This is a genomic window from Methanospirillum hungatei (genome assembly GCF_020216685.1).
GTDB classification, from domain to species: Archaea; Halobacteriota; Methanomicrobia; order Methanomicrobiales; family Methanospirillaceae; genus Methanospirillum; species Methanospirillum hungatei_B.
Window position 1 is genome coordinate 1 of the sequence record NZ_JAIWNS010000114.1, and the last position, 18,598, is coordinate 18,598.

The window sequence follows — 18,598 nt, forward strand, 5'->3', positions numbered from 1 at the left end:
AGTATCAAAAGTCCTGATATTCTCTCTCACCTGCTCCATTGTATTCATACCGCTCAAAACCATGATAACACCATCAAGACCTGCTGCAAACCGAAGTGCCCATGACGCAGGAGAATCATCCGGTCTGACCTCTCTCATAAGTTCTTCTGCTTCCTTTGGGATAGTAGCAAGCCCGCCCCCTTTCACCGGTTCCATAACGATAATGGGTTTTCCATAGCCCCGTGCAATCTCATAACATCTCCGTGACTGGATAGAGATATGCTCCCAGTCAAGGTAGTTTACCTGCAGTTGCACCACATCAACCTCCGGATGGGCGATAAGAATCTCTTCCAGAAGATCAGGCATACCATGAAAGGAAAAGCCGATCTTTCGTATCAAGCCCTCCTCTTTCTTCCGAACCAGGAGATCAAAGACTCCAAGTTCTTCCACCTTTGGATACCGGCTTCTCCCCAGGTTATGAATGAGGTAATAATCAAACCACGTTACCTGTAAACGGCGTAGTTGTTCGGTAAAGATCTTCTCCAGATTTTCCGCGGTATCAAGGTTATAGGTCGGCATCTTATCGGCGAGTATGAAAGAGTCTCGAGGATACCGCTCAACGAGTGCTCTCCGTAACGCATCTTCAGCACTCATCAGATGGTAGGCATACCCGGTCTCAAAATATGAGTATCCTGCCCTCATGAACTCATCGACAAGACGGTTCAGTAACTCCTGATCGATTGAGCTATTATCATCCGGGTTCGTCAGAGGAAGACGGAGCGTTCCAAATCCTAATTTCTTCATATAATTCTTAATTTTTCTCTGAATGAAACGAAAAGTGAGTGTTTTTTAATAAATGAGCATATGTGTATTAATTCATAATAATTAACCCCATTTCATCAACCGTCTGCATTCAGCCATGTAATCCTGATCATATCTGATTGAGTCAAACACCTGTTTCATCACCGGGCCATCTTCAGCAATAGTTGCAGCAGGTCCGTAAAATCCCCAGAGATATGCAACAACCGTTCCGACATAGATATCATATGTCCCCACGGTCAGATATGCAATAACCGGGACCCCGTTTATCCGAAGAGAAACCTCCATGGGTTTGACATTGATACCACCAAATGAACTGATTGCGCTTACATCGATATCCAGGTATTGCACTATCCGGACACTATCTGCGACCTTTCCTCCCAAAGCCAGATCCTGACTGAAATAGTTCTCCACATACTGCTCAGGAGTTGTCCCATAAGGGAGCAGGTATGGATATTGATGCATCTGGGATAAAAACATAATACCATAGGTCGGATCCTGTGGGTTTGTTACACTAATACCAAGACACTGAAAATTGTCAATATTCCATCCGGCAGGGAGAAGCATCGTCAATGCACCAGGAACCTCATGTGCCCTGAGCTGAGGAACAGCAGCAGCCCCGACTCCTGTTACGAATCCACAACATATCAGCAGAAGTATGATTTGAATATATCCATGATCTCTCATGGTCTCTCACCATGGGTATATCAGTCACTCCGCTCATCAATGTTTTCAATACAAGAAAACCTATAAAAAAATTACAATGAAAAAGAAATAACCAAATTTTGAATTCAGGTCATAGGTACCATAATCGTTTCTATCTGACAAAAATAGATAAAAGAGGAGAAGATGTACATAGATCAGATAGTGATTTTTTTCGGGAATTTTCTCTCCTGTGATCAATGACAATAGAGTATCTGCATACAATCATATGCGTAACTATCAGGAAACCTGGTGACCATTATATGAGTATTTTAGGAATCGGATGTGATGTGGAAGAGGTTGATCGATTCAACCTGGATAAGGATGCTGACAAGACATTTCTTAATCGGATATTTACCCCTCTTGAGCAGGCATACTGTTTTTCATTTTCGTCTCCAGCACCTCATCTGGCTGGGAGATTTTGTGCCAAAGAAGCAGTGATAAAAGCGTTCAGTCAGGCCTCGATGAAGATCCCTGAATACCACCACATAGAAATTCTGAATGGACCTTCAGGAGTACCCTTTGTATCTGACTCAGGTATTTTCGAAGATATGGGAAAGACCATAAATATTCACATCAGTATTTCTCATTGTGCTTCATATGCTATGGCCGTTGCAACAGTCTCATCAAGAGATGAAGCCAAAAAATAACCCTATTTTTCAATATATGATCAAAGCGTCTTGTTAAATCCGGATAAACCGTACCACCATACCTCCTAACCTCAACCTGACCGGATTTATCGTCATGCTCAGTATCTGAATAAAAACAAAAAATCATTCAAAACGTGAATAATCGGTATCTACTGTCAACGGCAAGAACTCTGACAACAATATTCCCATAATTATCTCCTCCGGCAGTGTCCATCTCATATTCAAGGCCCAATTTTCTTGCAAGTGAACAGATATACTGACAAATGGCCCGTTCATCTCCTGACGGCCGGGGAATCTGAGATATGTTATAAAAATGATCCCAGAGATCATGAGGACTGCAGGATGAGAGGATATGGTACTGGTCAGGCATCGTGTATGAATTTCTTATGGATATATAAAAAAAGATATCTGATGACGATCTATTAACAATCAGGTTTGTACATCCGTTTATGCAACCTTCTCTGACAGGAGACCATTCATATGGATGATAAATTTACCATGGCTTGAACTGGTGTCGTTATCATGATGCGAAAAAAATTTGATTTTCTGTATGTGTATCTGCAGGCATTCAGTATTCAGGGAGGTCTCTTTCCATGAAAATAGCCGTCACCGGGAAAGGGGGAGTTGGAAAGACTTTCATTGCCGGAACTCTTGCCTGTCAGTATGCTGCTGCGGGGAACAAAACAATCGCTATCGATGCAGATACCTCTCCAAACCTTGCCCTGACACTCGGTATGTCCGAAGCTGAACTGGAAAAGATAACGCCCATTGCACAAAATACATCCATCATCGAGGAGAAGACCAGAACCGATTACCCTGGAGTTTTTAAACTGGTCTTCACGGTGGATGATATCATCAAAAATCAGTCAATTCAGACGCCATGCGGAGTGTCCCTCCTGGTAATGGGAACTATCCAGTCGATGGGATCAGGATGTGCCTGTCCGGCAAATAGTGTTATCAGAAATCTTATCGGCCATCTGATAACCGAATCAGACGAGGTCATCATCCTTGACATGGAAGCAGGAATCGAGCATCTCGGAAGAGGAACAGCTGAACATGTCGATGTGATGCTCATTGTCACCGATGCACATCAGGCATCGTTGGTTACTGCAGAGCGTATTGCCCGTCTGGCCAGGGAAGGAGGTATCCCACGAGTAGCAATTGTCGCCAACCGGGTCAGAGGAGAGGAATCATTCACCCGTATATCAGATGTAGCAAAATCGCTTGAGATCCCGATAGCCTCGGCCATTCCCTATGATGAGGATATCCTTGATGCAGGAGTCAGGGGAATATCACCGGTTCATCTGGATACACCAGCAACCAAAGCAATAACAAAACTCAAAAACTGGATTGATGGAGCATCGATTACATGAAGACCCTTGTTATTATGGGACGGGGAGGAACCGGCAAGACCTCCTTTGTAAGCCTTATTGCAGATTACTTTATCAGAACAGAACAGACTCCCCTGCTCCTTGTTGACCTGGACCCGGATCAGAGTCTTGGAGAGATGATAGGGGTTGATCTGCAGGAAGAAGGGATAAAGAGTATTGCAGAACTCATTGAAGAAACCTTCATCGAGAGAGGGGGGACCACTATTGGAGTCCCGCCATCCGAACGGATTGAACACCGTATATGGGAGGAGGGTATGTATGAAGGTGAGAAGTTTGATTTCATCGCCATCGGGACCAAATGGGTTGAGGGATGCTATTGTATGCCTGATGCGGCCCTTCGTGATGCTTTGAGCCGGCTCATAAAACAATATCGCTATGTCATCATCGATGCACCCGGAGGACTAGAACACCTGAACCGGCGGGTGACGGCACAGGTGAATGATATCATCGATGTCCTTGGGCCCTCAGCAAAATCGTTTGCTCACCTGGAACGTGCAAAAAAAATTGCAGATGAATGCGGGATTCATTATGAACGGTTCATCTCCGTAGGCGGATATTTATTTCCTGAGAACCTTGCTGAGCGGGCATCAGCCATCCCTGATACCCGGTACTTTGGAAAAATTGCATATGATGAAGAAGTCTCACGAAGGACCATAGTGGGAGAGAGCATATTTGGCATAGCACCCGATTGCCCTGGTCCTGTTTCTGTTGAAAAGATCCTTACAAAAGCAGGATATACGAACTTTCCTATCCGAAATGATCAACATAAGTAAATCTTTAAACCATAATGAATTGCTACTTATGAGAAGCAACTCTCCGGCCGGATACCTGTGAACAGAAAAAGTATTCATATACGATTGAGCGAAGCGAAAAGCTCTGCCGGATCTGTAAAGGATCTGGACATACAGATTGGAAAGATCAAGGGAGAACAATGGGACGAAAAAGAAGGCCCTACCCCTTTCCCTGACCATGCCGCACTCCGTACCTGGGATAGGACACTCCTTTCCCGGTACAAACCATTGTATCTTCCTTTTTGTGATCTCTGCTGTTTATGTACCTATGGAAAGTGTGACCTTTCCGGTGGCAAGCGGGGAGCATGCGGGATAGGCATGGAGGCACAACAATCCCGTATTGTGCTTCTTGCCGCCTGTATCGGGGCAGCAACCCACATCAGTCATGGACGGCACCTGGTAGACCATTTACTAGAAAAGATGGAGCGGAGAACACTCATCGACGTCGGGGGATCCAATGTGGATGTTGAAGCTCCGATGATCCGTCTTGTCTGTGGCATGAAACCTAAGACACTTGGAGATCTTGAGACTGTCCTTGACTACCTGGAAAGTCAGATGACTGAGCTTCTTGCTGCTGCCCATACCGGACAGGAAAGTGATCCCCTTGATTTTGAGTCAAAGGTGTTCCATGCAGGGATGCTCGATCATGTCGGGCTCGAAGTCGCTGATATTGCCCAGATATCTGCATTTGATCTCCCAAAAGCAGAACCTGACGCTCCATTGGTTGACTTAGGTCTTGGAACCATCAATGCAGAAAAACCGGTTATCCTCGTCATCGGACATAATGTCCCACCGGCAATTGATATTATCAAATATTCACGGGAACATGATCTCTCCGGGAAGATTGAGGTCACCGGGATATGCTGCACGGCAATTGATCTGACCAGATTTGATCCAAGTGCGAAGATTGTCGGTCCCATATCATGGCAGCTCAGATATATCCGGAGCGGTGTCCCGGACCTTATCGTCGTAGATGAGCAGTGTGTCCGTGCAGACCTGTTAATAGAAGCCGGAAATATTCAGGCACCTCTGATTGCCACCAGCTCGAAGAACTGTGCAGGCCTTGTTGACAGAACCGATGATAATCCTGACGATATTGTTGCAGATCTGATCTCCGGGACCGTTCCAGGCGTTCTCATCCTCGATCCTCTGAAAGTCGGGGAGGTTGCAGTTAGGACAGCCCTTGCCTCACATGAAACCAGGAAGACGAAGAAAACCAGTTCGATTCCGACAGCAGAAGAACTGATTGAATTTGCAAAACGGTGTGGTGGGTGTATGGAATGCACCCGGGCCTGTCCGAATGAAACACCACTACCGGACGCCATGAAACAGGCAGCCACCGGAGATCTCTCCCCCCTTGCAGATATTTATGATACTTGTATCGGCTGTGGGAGGTGTGATGATGTCTGCAATAAGGAGATCCCCATCCACAGTTCTCTCGTGGCAGCAGCACGGGAAAAAGTCCTTGATGAGAAGTATTCTGTCAGGGCCGGACGGGGCGCTATTCAGGATATCGAGATTCGTGAGGTAGGCGGACCGATTGTTCTTGGTGAGATCCCCGGAGTTGTTGCCTTTGTGGGGTGTGCCAATTTCCCGAACGGAGCATCTGAAGTTGCAGAGATGGCCAGGGAGTTTGCGAAACGCAGGTATATTGCGGTTGCATCGGGATGTTCAGCAATGGCAATAGGCATGTACCGAAATGAAGACGGTCAGACCCCGTATGAAGAGTTTCATGGCAGGTTTGACGCCGGAGGAATTGTCAATGTCGGGTCCTGTGTATCCAATGCCCATATAGCCGGTGCAGCAATTAAGATTGCCAGTATCTTTGCCAAACGAAATCTGAGAGGAAACTATGAAGAGATCGCCGATTATGTCTACAACCGGGTCGGTGCTGTCGGTGTTGCGTGGGGAGCCATGTCCCAGAAAGCGGCGGCGATTGCAGCAGGATTCTGGCGGCTTGGTATTCCGGTTATCGTTGGTCCTCATGGTGCAAAATACCGCAGAATGCTCCTTGGAAGAAAAGATCATGATGAAGACTGGTATGTCTTTGATTCCCGGACTGGTGAAAAGGTCCAGGTCGGTCCGGTTCCTGAACATCTCTTTGTGACTGCTGAAACAAAGGAAGAGGCGATGGTCCTCATTGCAAAATTGTGCACGAGACCGAATGATACATCCCGTGGCCGGTCCATGAAACTGACCCATTATATTGACCTTTATAAACGGCTGTATGGTATTATGCCGGATGATATCCACCTCTTCATCAGATCACCGGCAGATATCCCGATTACCATGAAAGAAGAACTGCTTCCAATCCTTCAGGAGAAAGGATTACAGGACAGGATCATCCCTGACCCGACACTTCTGAAATCCCAGATCCGGAAACAGAAGGGAGGTTCATCGTGAGCGGTCAGGATTCCTGGCTTCGGGCTGAGATGGGAGGAACAAAGCAGGCCTCTGTTATCTCAAAACCTGAAGTCCTGATAGCTCTTTTGAAAAAGTCAAAACGACCCCTGATAATTATCGGTCATGAAACCATCTCTGATAGTGTCAGGACCGACATCCTCATCAGGATGATCTCGGAATTTCAAAAAACCAAGGGCATACCAATACTAAGCACCTCTCATATCGCCGGACAGGTAATGGAACGGGGAGTAAAGATATCCGGTGTATTAGGAAGCATGGAGATTATTGACCGGCTCAGGGACCCGACCTGGAAGGGACTTGATGGAAAGGGTCAGTATGACCTCGTCCTTAGTGCCGGGTTCTCCTATTCACTCGGGTGGCTGCTCTTCTCCGGATTAAAGCAGGGAGCACCGGAGACGAAAATCATCTCCCTGGATCCGAAATATCATCCCCATGCCAGCTGGTCGTATGCAAATATGAAGACAGATTCCTGGAAAGCAGAGATAGAGCGACTAATTGAACTCCTGCATACAGAGAACACGCAGCAGAAAATGGAGGAGGCACATGTTTGAAGATATCCCGGTAGAAGTAGGCCTTGTACATGAAGGGGAGCGTATCAGAAAAGAGGATATGCGGGTAGAACTTGGCGGTCCGAAGGTATCCGAAAAGTTTGAACTCGTCCTCGTGAAAAAGCCCGATGAGATAACTGATGGAAAGATATCGGTTATCGGTCCTGACCTTGCTGACCTTGAAGAAGGGAAGAGTTATCCGTTTGGGATACTGGTAGAAGTTTCAGGGGAAAAGCTGGAAGATGATCTGGAAGGAGTCTTTGAACGCCGGATTCATGAATACCTGAATTATATCCAGGGTGTCATGCATCTGAATCAGCGGTACGATCTCTGGATGCGGGTCGGTAAAAAATCCTTTGCAAAAGGTCTGAACTCATTTCATCAGATTGGAAGTGCTCTTATCAGTTTATATCGGAGTGAACTTCCTATCATTGAGAAGATCCAGATAACCTTCTTCACCGGCGGAGAGGAGTTTCATAGTACCTATAATCTCGCCCGTGAGCGGTATGAAACACGCGATGCACGAGCCAGAGGTCTTCTAGATGAAGAGGTTGATACATTTTACGGATGTGCCCTCTGTCAGTCATTTGCCCCTTCACATATCTGTGTTATTACCCCCCAGCGATATGCCAACTGTGGAGCCATCAGCTGGTTTGACGGACGGGCAGCGGCCAGAATGGACCCTGAGGGACCTATCTTCCCGATCGCAAAGGGGGAATATCTGGATTCTGAACATGGTGAATACTCCGGAGTGAATGAACACGCAACCAAGCGCTCAATGGGAGAGGTAAACCGGGTATGGCTCTATTCTGCATTCGGATATCCACATACCTCATGTGGCTGTTTTGAGGCAATTGCCTTTTACATTCCTGAAGTAGAAGGGTTTGGAATTGTTCACCGCCGGTTTGCAGGACCCACGGTAAATGGTCTTCCGTTCTCTACCCTTGCAGACTCAACCGCCGGTGGACGTCAGGTCGAAGGATTCCACGGGATTTCTCTTGAATACATGCGGTCAGTGAAATTCCTGCAGGCAGATGGCGGATGGAATGCTATCGTCTGGATGCCGGCAGAGATTAAGGAGTTGCTGGACGGGATTATTCCGGAAAATGTCGCACGGGCAATCGCAACCGAACAGGATGCCCTTGATATTGATACCCTCACGTCATTCCTTACTGCACACCACCACCCCGTTGTGTCAAAATGGATTCTTCCGGAAGACACAGAAGAAGAGACCTCACCGGATTATGGAACACCAGGGCCGGTTATGTCCATCGGAGAACTCCCACTCATGGCAGGTGGCGTAAAAATTATTCTGAAAAATGCAAAGATCTATGCTGAACGGATAATCATACAGCCTGCTGATAATAATAAAAAGAAACAGGGAGGGAAGAATGTCTGATCAGGAAAAGCCGGATATTAGTAGTATCATCAGGCTGCTCGGACCCGGCCTTGCTGAACTCCTCTCCGGACGGCAGATTGAACTTGAAAACGTAGAACTGGAACTTGGAGAACTGGAACTCTGGATTCCGGTCGGGGGGATTTCTCCATCCATCTACCCGGCACCTGTACCTGGCGGTACTGGACAGATAGCACCACAGGTACAACGACTGCCACGTCCGGATGACCTTATTTCAGAAAAATTCCTGATGGAACCTGATATATTTCCCGCCCAAATCAGAGAGATTACCCTTGGTGCCACCAAATCTGAAGGAGGAACACGGGGCAGCACTGTCACCGTCGGGGGTTCAACCTCCATTCCCTTTGTTCATCCCCAAACCCCGCCACCTCATCCTCCGGTCATCTCACTTGATGTCTTTGATACCCGGGTCCCGATGCCAAAGGCTCTCAAAAACCATCTGACTGAAGTCATTGACGATCCTGCAGCATGGGCGGAGATGAATGTTGAGCAGTTCGGTGCAGACATGGTAACGGTACACCTCCTCTCAACCGATCCGCTCATTCAGAACAAATCTCCACGGGAAGCCTCAAAGACGGTAGAAGAAGTCCTGCAGGCTGTGGATATCCCGCTTATTATCGGCGGATGCGGAGATCCCAAAAAAGATGCAGAGACCTTTACCGAGATAGCCGAAATGGCAGAAGGTGAACGCCTGCTCTTAAATTCAGTAACTTCTGACATGGCAGATGCCAAGACACTTGAACCGGTATGCAAAGCAGCCGATAGATACGGCCATTGCCTTCTTGGATTCACCGGTCTTGACCTGAACAGTGCAAAGGAACTGAACCGGCGGATATATCAGTACTTCCCTCCGGAACGACTCCTCATGGACCTGACCACAGTTGCTCTTGGATATGGACTTGAATACTCGTTCTCAATCCATGAACGTGCACGAATAGCTGCACTTATGGGGGATAAGGAACTCCAGCATCCGACGATTTCAGCATGCACAAATGCATGGTCAGCCCGTGAAGCATGGATGGATCTGGGTCCTGCATTTGGGAGGAATGATCTTCGGGGACCGTTATGGGAGACAATCGGAGGATTAACGCTGCTCCTCGCCGGGGTAGATCTCTTTTTAATGATGCATCCCCTGGCCGTATCAACGCTTCGTGATGTTGCCGGAAGACTCATGCAGCCAGGAGAGGTAAAGCCGGTTATGGCTGAATGGGCAGCACTGAAGATATGAGGTGGACAGGATGAAAGAGGAACATAAAAAAAGTATTCGGGAGATCAGTCCGATTGATGTTTACAAACTCCTGCCACGGACGAATTGTGCAGAATGTGGGGAAGCCAACTGTATGGCCTTTGCAACCAAAGTGGTCAATGGTGAAGCAGTCATTGAGGGATGCCCTCCCATTCTGACAAAAAGTTACGAAAAGGACCTTGGAAAACTTCAGGAATTACTTGCCCCACCTGTTCGTGTAGTCTATTTCGGAACCGGACCAGACCAGCAGACTATAGGCGGAAAACATGTCTTGTACCGGCATGAATTCACCTATCAGAACCCCCCTCCGATAGCCATCGATATCTCTGATGATATGGAGAATGAGCAGATTACTGCAAGGATTAATAAAATTCAGGATTTCTCATACACCTATATCGGAAGACCGCTCGCTCTTGATGCCCTGGCCGTCCGGTCAGTAACCCAAAGTCCGGACCGATATAAAGAGATTATTCAGCACATTTGCGGGCTCTGTAACCTTCCTCTGATTCTCTGCAGCACTGATCCGGCTATCATAAAAGCGGGATTAACAGTATGTGCCGAGAGAAAACCGCTCATATTTGCCATCACCAAAGAGAACTGGAAAGAGATGGGTGAACTGGTTCTGGATTTCTGCTGTCCGGTAGTAGTATCAGCTCCTGGAGATCTTTCACTCCTCAGAACACTTGTCAGAACTCTTCAGGAATGGGGTATCGAAGATATGGTTCTGGACCCTGGTACATTCCACAGCGACCGGATTGGGCAGACGATTCATCTTTTTACCGCTCTTCGAAAAGCAGCGATTAAAGATTTCGACTCCCTCTCCGGATATCCGATTCTGGGAACCCCGATATCAGTATGGAACGGTCAGGAATTATCCGACGATCTGAACCGCTGGCAGGAGGCATATCTTGCATCCATGCTCATCACCCGCTATGCTGATCTCCTGATTATGCATAGTATTGAAGGGTGGGCTCTTCTTCCCCAACTTATCTGGCGGTTTGGTATCTACACAGATCCGCGAAAACCGGTATCAGTCGATGCCGGCGTCAGAACCTTTGGCAATCCTGATAAGAATTCTCCTGTTCTTATCACCTCAAATTATGCCCTGACCTTCTTTACCGTCGAGTCTGACATTAAGGCAGCAAAGATAGACTGTTACCTTATTGTTATCGATACCGGTGGTCTCTCTGTTGAAGCAGCGGTTGCAGGGCGATATCTCACCGCTTCAAAAATTGCTGAATCCCTCAAAGAATGGAAGGCAGACACACTTGTCTCCCACAAATATCTCATTATCCCCGGTCTTGCTGCCCGGTTATCAGGAGAGACCGAGGAAGAGACCGGATGGCGGGTCCTTGTCGGTCCACGGGATTCATCTGGTATCGGACAGATGATACGGGAACACTGGCCTCCTGCGGATGAATAATCGTGGCAAATTCAATATCTATTCTTTTCCAGCCGATGAACCGGATGGTGACTGTCAAGGCCGGATCTACGGTTCTTGATGCTATCCGGGAAGCAGGGATTCAGTTTGAAGCTATCTGCGGGGGGAAGGGGACCTGTGGAAAGTGCCGGGTAATCAGGGTATCGGGGAAGATATCTGAAGAAGGATCCGTCTGTGCAAAGTTTCTTACCCTTGATGAACATCGGAAAGGGTACTGTCTGGCATGTCTGGTCAGGGTTTGGTCTGATGCGGTATTTACAATTCCCATTGAGAGCCGGATAGACACTCCCCAGATTCTCCTTGACGTGGCACGGACTATCGGCACGATAATCCCCTCTGTTCATAAATATCCGGTGGAGAAGATCACAACCGGCCCAACCGCAATACTCGGACCTTCGATCAGGTTTACCGGGTATACCGGGACCAGACCGGTGATGACTAAAGAACAGCGAAATGTCATCATGCATACGTCTGGCCCCCTTACCGGAGTAATTTCCCAGGATGGAGGGACAAGCAGACTGATCTGTATTGAAGAAGGAGATACGACCGGGAGTTTATTTGGCATAGCCCTGGACCTTGGGACCACCACCGTTGTCGGTCTTCTTATTGATCTCATCACCGGAGAGGTTATCAGACGGGCATCCACTCTGAACCGGCAGATAACTTTGGGAGAAGAGCTGGTTACCAGAATTGCCATCGGGAGAACTGAAGACGGACGAATGGATCTGCAAGCGGCAGCACTTGGAAGTATCAATGAAGTCATCCACAAGCTGACCAGGGATGCAGGTATCCAGGATACCACTATATATGACATCTGTATTGGTGGAAATACCGTAATGACCTGGCTTTTTACCGGCAAAGATCCGACTCCTCTGGAGTATGTGGATGCTCATGTTTCAACCGACCCTATAATCCTGACAGCAAAAGAATGTGGAATTGCTATCGGGCCTGATGTGCTGGTATACTGTTTACCTGCCGTGAGCAGATTTGTCGGAGGTGATGCCATTGGAGATGTCCTGACTGCAGGGATGCACAAAAAAAAGGAGATATCTCTTCTTATTGACCTTGGAACCAATGGTGAGATTATCCTGGGAAACAAAGACTGGCTTGTCTCTACCTCATGTGCTTCAGGACCGGCTTTTGAGGGAGCAGGCATGCGATCAGGGATGCGGGCGATGAGAGGAGCAATCGACGCTGTCAAAATTGCCCCTGATGGTCATGTCACCATTCATGTGATTGGAGATACAGAGCCCAAAGGAATATGTGGTTCAGGAATCATCGATATCGCTGCAGCAATGGCCCGTGCCGGCATCCTGGACTTTAGTGGGAAATTTATCGATTCTGCACCAGGTGTCAGAAAGGGAGAGAACGGGCTTGAATTCTTACTGGTTCCGGCTCATAAAACCGCTACCGGGAAGGATATTGTCATTACGAGTGAAGACATGGCTTATCTCATGGATTCGAAAGCTGCTGTCCTTGCCGCGATAACCGTCCTTCTCCAAAAATACCGGTTACAGCTTCATGATATACATAACGTGTACCTGGCAGGGGCATTCGGCTCATTTGGAAATATTGATCATCTCATATCATTTGGAATACTCCCGGAATTTCCAAGCGCAGATTTCCACCGGATAGGGAACGGTTCACTCGCTGGTGCATATGCCTGTCTCCTCTCCATTCATGCACGACGGGAAGCAACCGCTATTGCAGAAAAAATGGGATATATAGATCTTCTGGTGGATAATGACTTTATCGAAGAGTACTGGGCAGCACTCCGGATACCTGGAAAAGAAGAGTTGTTTCCCTCCGCATTCAAGCGGAAAGAGAGATAAAATCGATAAACATCAGAGAATTTATCTCGATTTCATTGTTTCACACACGTATATGCATGCAGGTCTGGTTCAAATGACATATGAGAGAACTCCTCAATAGAACCCTCCCTGATTATCTTCCCCCTCTCAAGAAAGAGAAACCGATCTCCTATGGATGTCGCATCACGAATACTATGGGTCACCAGGATTGCCGGCTTTTGACTTTTCTTCAATATATCTCTCAGTTCATATCGCATCTGTTCCCGTGTCCGCATATCCAGGGCCGAAAATGGCTCATCCAGAAGCATAAGGTCAGGATTTATAATGAGGGCTCGCGCTAGGGCAACCCGTTGCTGTTGTCCACCGGAGAGATCAGTGACAGGAAATTTTGCAAGACTTGTGAGATTGCATGTTTCCAACCATTCATGAACCCTCTTGTGAATGATCTCTTTTAAAAACCCTCTGCAGGTGAGTGAAAATCCAATATTTTCTTCAACCGTCATATGGGGAAATAAGGCATAATTCTGAAATACATACCCGATATTTCTCTCCTCGGTCGGAACATTGATTCCTGAATCTGAATTATACAATATATGCGAATTAAGAGAAATTAACCCCCCATCAGGTTCCAGAAGACCGGATATCATAGATATCAACGAAGTTTTTCCTGCTCCGTTCTCTCCAAAAAGGACCAGAATTTCACCAGGATCTACCTGTAATGATATCTGAAGTCCAAAATCACGTAATTGTTTATTCACCCTGACATTCAGCATACCTGCCTCCGATCTGATAACACCCGAACCATAACGAGAATTATTACCGTGATCCATACTAAAATCACAGCTATGCTGATTGCCCCGTCCATATCGGTCTGGAGAAGTGAATAGATAGCAACCGGCATGGTCTGTGTCTTTCCGGGAATATTTCCAGCTATCATCATGGTTGCTCCAAATTCCCCGACAGCTCGTGCATATGTAAGCATGATCCCGGATAAGATTCCCTTTCTGGCCAGAGGAAGAATAATTTTTATGATTATCTGAAAAGACGATGCGCCTAATGTTCTTCCTGCCTGATCATACACTACAGGTACCATGACTATTGCATTTTTTGCCTGCCTGACATACAGTGGTCCGGCTACAAAGAGCTGCGCCAGAATAATCGCGGTTACGGTAAATAAAACCTGTATTCCGATTTCTGAAAGGAAAAAACCTAAAATCCCCTTTTTCCCAAAAAGAAGGAGAAGGGCTATGCCTGCTACAGCAGGTGGAAGGATTATTGGAATATCCAGAATTGTCTCTACGATATCTTTCCCCGGGTATTCTTTTCTGGCCTGAATGTACGCAAGGGGAGTTCCAAATAAAACAATTACCACAGTAGTGATAAAGGCGGTACCAAGGGAGAGTATAATTGCATGTATAATGAACGGGTCCTGTACGGTACTGAGAATAATCCCTGGTGAACATCTGAGCAGGAGTGAGATTACCGGCAGGATAAAAAAAAAGACGGTGATGATACCTGCCAGTATGCCTCCTGCAATGACAATCCGGTTAATATTTATTGATTTCATGATTTTCGAGAGACGGGTATGAACCCATATTGTATCAAAATTTCATCACCCTTTTCAGACATGAGAAGATCAACGAATTCTTGAGCCTTTTCCCGGTGAGTTGAATTCTTCAGTATCCCGAGAGATAATTCAGGATATACCTCAATATCATCAGGAAGAGGAATTACCAAAATGTCCTTTTGCATAACGGGTGATATATCTGATGCATATCCAATTGTTGCATCTGCCTCTCCGAGAATAAGCGTATGTATTGCCCCGGAAGCAGACGGGCTTTCAATAATTATATTATCTTCAAATTTTTTTCGGATATCCGGATTATATCTTCCTAATTTTTCTGCATTTTCAAGTAATTTTTCGGTATAGCCCCTTAAGGGAGCATTTTTCACGGTGGTGACCAGTTTTACGCCGGGTTTTATCAGATCTGAAATCTGCAGGATGTTTTTTGGATTCTCTCTCGGTACAAGAATGGCCAGGGAATTTTTTGCAAACACAGACACATCTCTTGGATCAAGAAGACCAGCAGTCATTATATTGTCAATATTATCGCGAGATGCTGAAAGAAAAAGGTCTGAATCAGCACCCTCACGAATCTGATTTTCCAACATACCAGCATTAGCCGAATTGATTATTATCATAACTCCCGGATTTTTTGCAGCATATTGTTGCTTTAGATCATCCACTACTCCATTCAATATTGTTGATGAAAAAATTACAATCTCATCCTGATTCTCATCGCCATTACAATATTGACTGGTAATTATCAGGATTATTATGAGAATACAGACCTTCCTGCACGTCATGTTCTGTATTATACGATTATTTCCAATCATTTATTTCCATCCAAATTTTCTTTCAATATACATTAATATTATATAGTATTTGAAAGTAACTTCCTTCCAACATATTTATATATTTGTAAATCCAATGAAGATGTATAACAAAAGGAGGGAGATGATGGACAAGAGTGTTTTAGAACATTCTACAATCTGATATCTGCTTTCAGGCGGAAAGACCCGGACACCGGCATGGTTTAATTCACTCCATACAGAGCAGCATTACACCTTCACCAGAACTGCATCACCATACAGCCATATGCACCGGAATGTATCCGGATGTCCCGAACCGGAAGCAGAATTCGGATAAGACACGAGAGATGTCTCAGATTCCTGACAGAACCATAGAGTGTACTGTCAGGTATCCGTAACTGTCCGAAACAGCCTGCTGAATATCAAATTTACAAAAAATATCGTGATTCCTATGAGACAAGTCGCAATTTATGGAAAAGGTGGCATTGGAAAGTCCACCACAACACAGAATACGGTCGCTGCTCTTGCAAGTGCCGGAAAGAAAGTAATGGTCGTTGGATGTGATCCAAAAGCTGATTCAACACGGCTCCTTCTGCACGGATTATGTCAGAAGACCGTTCTTGATACCCTTCGTGATGAAGGAGATGACATCGAACTTGATGATATCTTAAAACCAGGTTACGGAGGGACCCTTTGTGTAGAATCAGGAGGTCCTGAACCCGGAGTAGGGTGTGCTGGCCGTGGAATTATCACATCTATCAACCTGCTCGAATCACTTGGTGCCTATACATCGGATCTTGATTATGTCTTCTATGATGTGCTTGGTGATGTGGTATGTGGTGGATTTGCAATGCCAATCCGTGAAGGAAAAGCAGAGGAGATCTACATCGTAGCTTCAGGAGAACTGATGGCCCTGTATGCGGCAAATAACATCGCCAAGGGTATTCAGAAGTATGCAGACAACGGGAAAGTCAGACTTGGTGGAATTATCTGTAACAGCCGGAAGGTAGATAATGAATATGCTCTCCTGAAGGCATTTGCAGAAGAGATCGGATCCCAACTGATACACTTTGTTCCCCGTGATAACCTGGTCCAGCGGGCCGAGATCAATAAAAAGACAGTCATTGACTTTGATCCTGATTCAAACCAGGCTCAGGAGTACAAGAACCTGGCAAACGCAATTGACACCAACACGATGTTTGTCAAACCAAAACCCATGACCCAGGACCGGCTTGAAGAACTGATGATGCAGCACGGGTTCCTTGACGCCCTGTAAACAGAGAATCGGAGGAAAAATAATGTTACTTATGCGGGCAATCGTCAGACCGGAAAAGAAAGATGAAGTCCTTGCAGAATTATCTTCTGCAGGATTTCCTGCAGCAACAGTGGTTGATGTAGTAGGCCGGGGAAAACAGAAAGGTATAAAGATCGGGAATATGGTCTATGATGAAATTCCAAAGTCACTCATTATGGTCGCTATCCATGATGAAGAGAAAGATACCTTCATAGATGTTGTTCTCAAGACGGCAAAAACCGGGGATGATGGTACATTTGGCGATGGAAAGATCTTCGTTACTCATATTGACGAAGTATATACCATCTCTCGAGGCGGACGCGGTCTATAATTTCCGGAGAGAAACCATGAAAGAGATTATGGCTGTCATCCGGATGAATAAAACGAACGCTACCAAAAAGGCGTTAATCGACGCAGGGATAGCGGGTTTTACTGCAACGAAAGTAATGGGAAGAGGAAAGCCTGTAGAAGATCCGAGCATCATCCAGGAACGAAAAGAAGAACTTCTCGCCCTTGCCTGCAGTGAAGTTATAGATGGGACAGAGACTTTGAAACAGGTCACCAGTTTCCTTGATGGAAGTCGCCTGTTTCCAAGGCGCCTCTTTACCGTTCTTGCACATGATGAAGATGTACCCCGTATCGTCGATGCAATAATCAAAGTAAATAAAACCGAAAATCAGGTCGGTGACGGCAAAATATTTGTAATGCCTATCGCTGATGCGGTACGGGTCAGAACCGGAGAGACAGGGGAAGCAGCAATCTGGTAAGGGGAATTCATATGGCGATTAACTATGAGGTACTGGAAGAGATACTTCTCCCGTACCCTGATAAAGTCAAAAAAAACCGGATAAAACATATCGTCCGTGTTAACCATGAAGAATCATGCCAGCAGATTGAGGCAAATACCAGAACTATTCCTGGTATCATCTCTCAACGTGGCTGTGCATATGCCGGATGTAAAGGAGTGGTAGTAGGTCCCATAAAAAACATGGTGACGATTACTCATGGTCCGGTTGGATGCGGATATTATAGTTGGGGAACCAGGCGGAATAAAGCCCGGGCTGATGATAAAACACCACCTGAGAAGATCTACTCAGCCATGTGTTTTATCACCGATATGCAGGAGCCGGATATTGTCTTTGGAGGTGAAAAGAAACTTGCAAAGATGATTGATGAAGTCGTAGAGATGTTTCATCCACCTGCAATTAACATCTGTGCTACCTGTCCGATTGGGCTTATTGGTGATGATTTGGGAGCGGTAGCAAAAGCAGCATCAGAAAGACATGGAATCCCAGTACTTTCATACAATTGTGAAGGATACAAGGGGGTCAGCCAGTCTGCAGGTCACCACATAGCCAATAACATCCTGATGGAACGCGTTATCGGTTCTGGAGACGGAGTAAAAAAACCTGATGAATACGTAATCAACATCCTTGGTGAATACAACATTGGTGGAGATTCCTGGGAAATTGAACGGATTCTTCATGATATCGGGTACACCGTACAGGGTGTTCTCACCGGGGATTCAAGCTATGAAGAGATTCAGAATCTGCATATTGCAAATCTGAACCTTGTCATGTGCCACAGGTCTATTAACTACATCGCAGAGATGATGGAAGAAAAATATGGTATTCCATGGCTGAAGATTAATTTCATCGGTGTAGAAGCCACGAAAAAATCACTTCGGGATATCGCTCTCGTTACCGGGAATG

The 18,598-nt window shown here is 46.1% G+C and carries 19 protein-coding genes; 13 read left to right on the top strand and 6 right to left on the bottom strand.

Annotated elements, in window-relative coordinates; translation table 11 throughout:
• On the bottom strand, nt 1-783 hold a 783-nt coding region (locus LDL35_RS07005; protein ID WP_304020883.1), incomplete at its 3' end, for an aldo/keto reductase.
• An 81-nt stretch (nt 784-864) separates the two neighbouring features.
• Nucleotides 865-1,485, bottom strand: a complete 621-nt coding sequence (locus LDL35_RS07010; protein WP_304020887.1) for a hypothetical protein — start codon at nt 1,483-1,485, stop codon at nt 865-867.
• A gap of 278 nt (nt 1,486-1,763) precedes the next feature.
• On the opposite strand from LDL35_RS07010, the gene acpS reads away from it, so the two are divergent.
• Complete coding sequence (gene acpS / locus LDL35_RS07015; protein ID WP_304020889.1) at nt 1,764-2,150, top strand: holo-ACP synthase; 387 nt, start codon at nt 1,764-1,766, stop codon at nt 2,148-2,150.
• Nucleotides 2,151-2,277: 127 nt separating this feature from the next.
• Here acpS and LDL35_RS07020 read toward each other — a convergent pair whose 3' ends face one another.
• Nucleotides 2,278-2,520 (bottom strand): hypothetical protein, encoded by a 243-nt coding sequence (locus LDL35_RS07020; RefSeq protein WP_304020891.1) that lies wholly within the window; start codon nt 2,518-2,520, stop codon nt 2,278-2,280.
• A gap of 223 nt (nt 2,521-2,743) precedes the next feature.
• On the opposite strand from LDL35_RS07020, the gene LDL35_RS07025 reads away from it, so the two are divergent.
• Genes LDL35_RS07025 through LDL35_RS07060 form a run of 8 tightly spaced genes read left to right on the top strand, consistent with a single transcriptional unit; the run spans nt 2,744 to nt 13,240 of the window.
• Entirely contained in the window at nt 2,744-3,523 is a 780-nt protein-coding gene (locus LDL35_RS07025) for an ArsA-related P-loop ATPase (protein WP_304020893.1), read from the top strand.
• The gene (locus LDL35_RS07030) at nt 3,520-4,314 is read left to right on the top strand and encodes an AAA family ATPase (RefSeq protein WP_304020895.1); all 795 of its coding nucleotides are present in this window, start codon (nt 3,520-3,522) and stop codon (nt 4,312-4,314) included. The genes LDL35_RS07025 and LDL35_RS07030 overlap by 4 nt, the downstream gene beginning before the upstream one ends.
• Nucleotides 4,315-4,371: 57 nt before the next feature.
• Nucleotides 4,372-6,735 (top strand): CO dehydrogenase/acetyl-CoA synthase complex subunit alpha, encoded by a 2,364-nt coding sequence (gene cdhA / locus LDL35_RS07035; RefSeq protein WP_304020897.1) that lies wholly within the window; start codon nt 4,372-4,374, stop codon nt 6,733-6,735.
• Entirely contained in the window at nt 6,732-7,307 is a 576-nt protein-coding gene (locus LDL35_RS07040) for a carbon monoxide dehydrogenase beta subunit family protein (RefSeq protein ID WP_304020899.1), read from the top strand. The genes cdhA and LDL35_RS07040 overlap by 4 nt, the downstream gene beginning before the upstream one ends.
• Nucleotides 7,300-8,703 (top strand): CO dehydrogenase/CO-methylating acetyl-CoA synthase complex subunit beta, encoded by a 1,404-nt coding sequence (cdhC, locus tag LDL35_RS07045; protein WP_304020902.1) that lies wholly within the window; start codon nt 7,300-7,302, stop codon nt 8,701-8,703. Before LDL35_RS07040 ends, cdhC begins: the two co-directional genes overlap by 8 nt.
• On the top strand, nt 8,696-9,949 hold the full coding sequence (cdhD, locus tag LDL35_RS07050) for a CO dehydrogenase/acetyl-CoA synthase subunit delta (protein ID WP_304020905.1): 1,254 nt from the start codon (nt 8,696-8,698) through the stop codon (nt 9,947-9,949). Before cdhC ends, cdhD begins: the two co-directional genes overlap by 8 nt.
• Nucleotides 9,950-9,959: 10 nt before the next feature.
• On the top strand, nt 9,960-11,390 hold the full coding sequence (gene acsC / locus LDL35_RS07055) for an acetyl-CoA decarbonylase/synthase complex subunit gamma (RefSeq protein ID WP_304020908.1): 1,431 nt from the start codon (nt 9,960-9,962) through the stop codon (nt 11,388-11,390).
• Nucleotides 11,391-11,392: 2 nt separating this feature from the next.
• Complete coding sequence (locus LDL35_RS07060; RefSeq protein ID WP_304020909.1) at nt 11,393-13,240, top strand: ASKHA domain-containing protein; 1,848 nt, start codon at nt 11,393-11,395, stop codon at nt 13,238-13,240.
• 32 nt (nt 13,241-13,272) lie between these two features.
• Here the strand turns inward: LDL35_RS07060 and LDL35_RS07065 are convergent, their stop codons facing one another.
• From LDL35_RS07065 to modA, 3 genes are read right to left on the bottom strand one after another with little or no spacing between them, the layout of a single operon-like run.
• Nucleotides 13,273-13,992 (bottom strand): ABC transporter ATP-binding protein, encoded by a 720-nt coding sequence (locus LDL35_RS07065; protein WP_304020912.1) that lies wholly within the window; start codon nt 13,990-13,992, stop codon nt 13,273-13,275.
• Nucleotides 13,986-14,786: an ABC transporter permease gene (locus LDL35_RS07070; RefSeq protein ID WP_304020914.1), complete on the bottom strand. Its 801-nt coding sequence runs from the start codon at nt 14,784-14,786 to the stop codon at nt 13,986-13,988. The genes LDL35_RS07065 and LDL35_RS07070 overlap by 7 nt, the downstream gene beginning before the upstream one ends.
• Complete coding sequence (modA, locus tag LDL35_RS07075) at nt 14,783-15,586, bottom strand: molybdate ABC transporter substrate-binding protein (RefSeq protein ID WP_304020917.1); 804 nt, start codon at nt 15,584-15,586, stop codon at nt 14,783-14,785. The genes LDL35_RS07070 and modA overlap by 4 nt, the downstream gene beginning before the upstream one ends.
• A 451-nt stretch (nt 15,587-16,037) precedes the next feature.
• Here modA and nifH point away from each other — a divergent pair, with 451 nt between their 5' ends.
• The 4 genes from nifH to LDL35_RS07095 all read left to right on the top strand — a co-directional run.
• Nucleotides 16,038-16,868: a nitrogenase iron protein gene (gene nifH / locus LDL35_RS07080; RefSeq protein ID WP_369694893.1), complete on the top strand. Its 831-nt coding sequence runs from the start codon at nt 16,038-16,040 to the stop codon at nt 16,866-16,868.
• Between the two features lie 22 nt (nt 16,869-16,890).
• Nucleotides 16,891-17,217: a P-II family nitrogen regulator gene (locus LDL35_RS07085; protein WP_304020921.1), complete on the top strand. Its 327-nt coding sequence runs from the start codon at nt 16,891-16,893 to the stop codon at nt 17,215-17,217.
• Between the two features lie 16 nt (nt 17,218-17,233).
• Nucleotides 17,234-17,653, top strand: a complete 420-nt coding sequence (locus LDL35_RS07090; RefSeq protein WP_304020924.1) for a P-II family nitrogen regulator — start codon at nt 17,234-17,236, stop codon at nt 17,651-17,653.
• 11 nt (nt 17,654-17,664) lie between these two features.
• A partial coding sequence (locus tag LDL35_RS07095; protein ID WP_304020927.1) for a nitrogenase component 1 occupies nt 17,665-18,598 on the top strand: 934 nt, incomplete at its 3' end.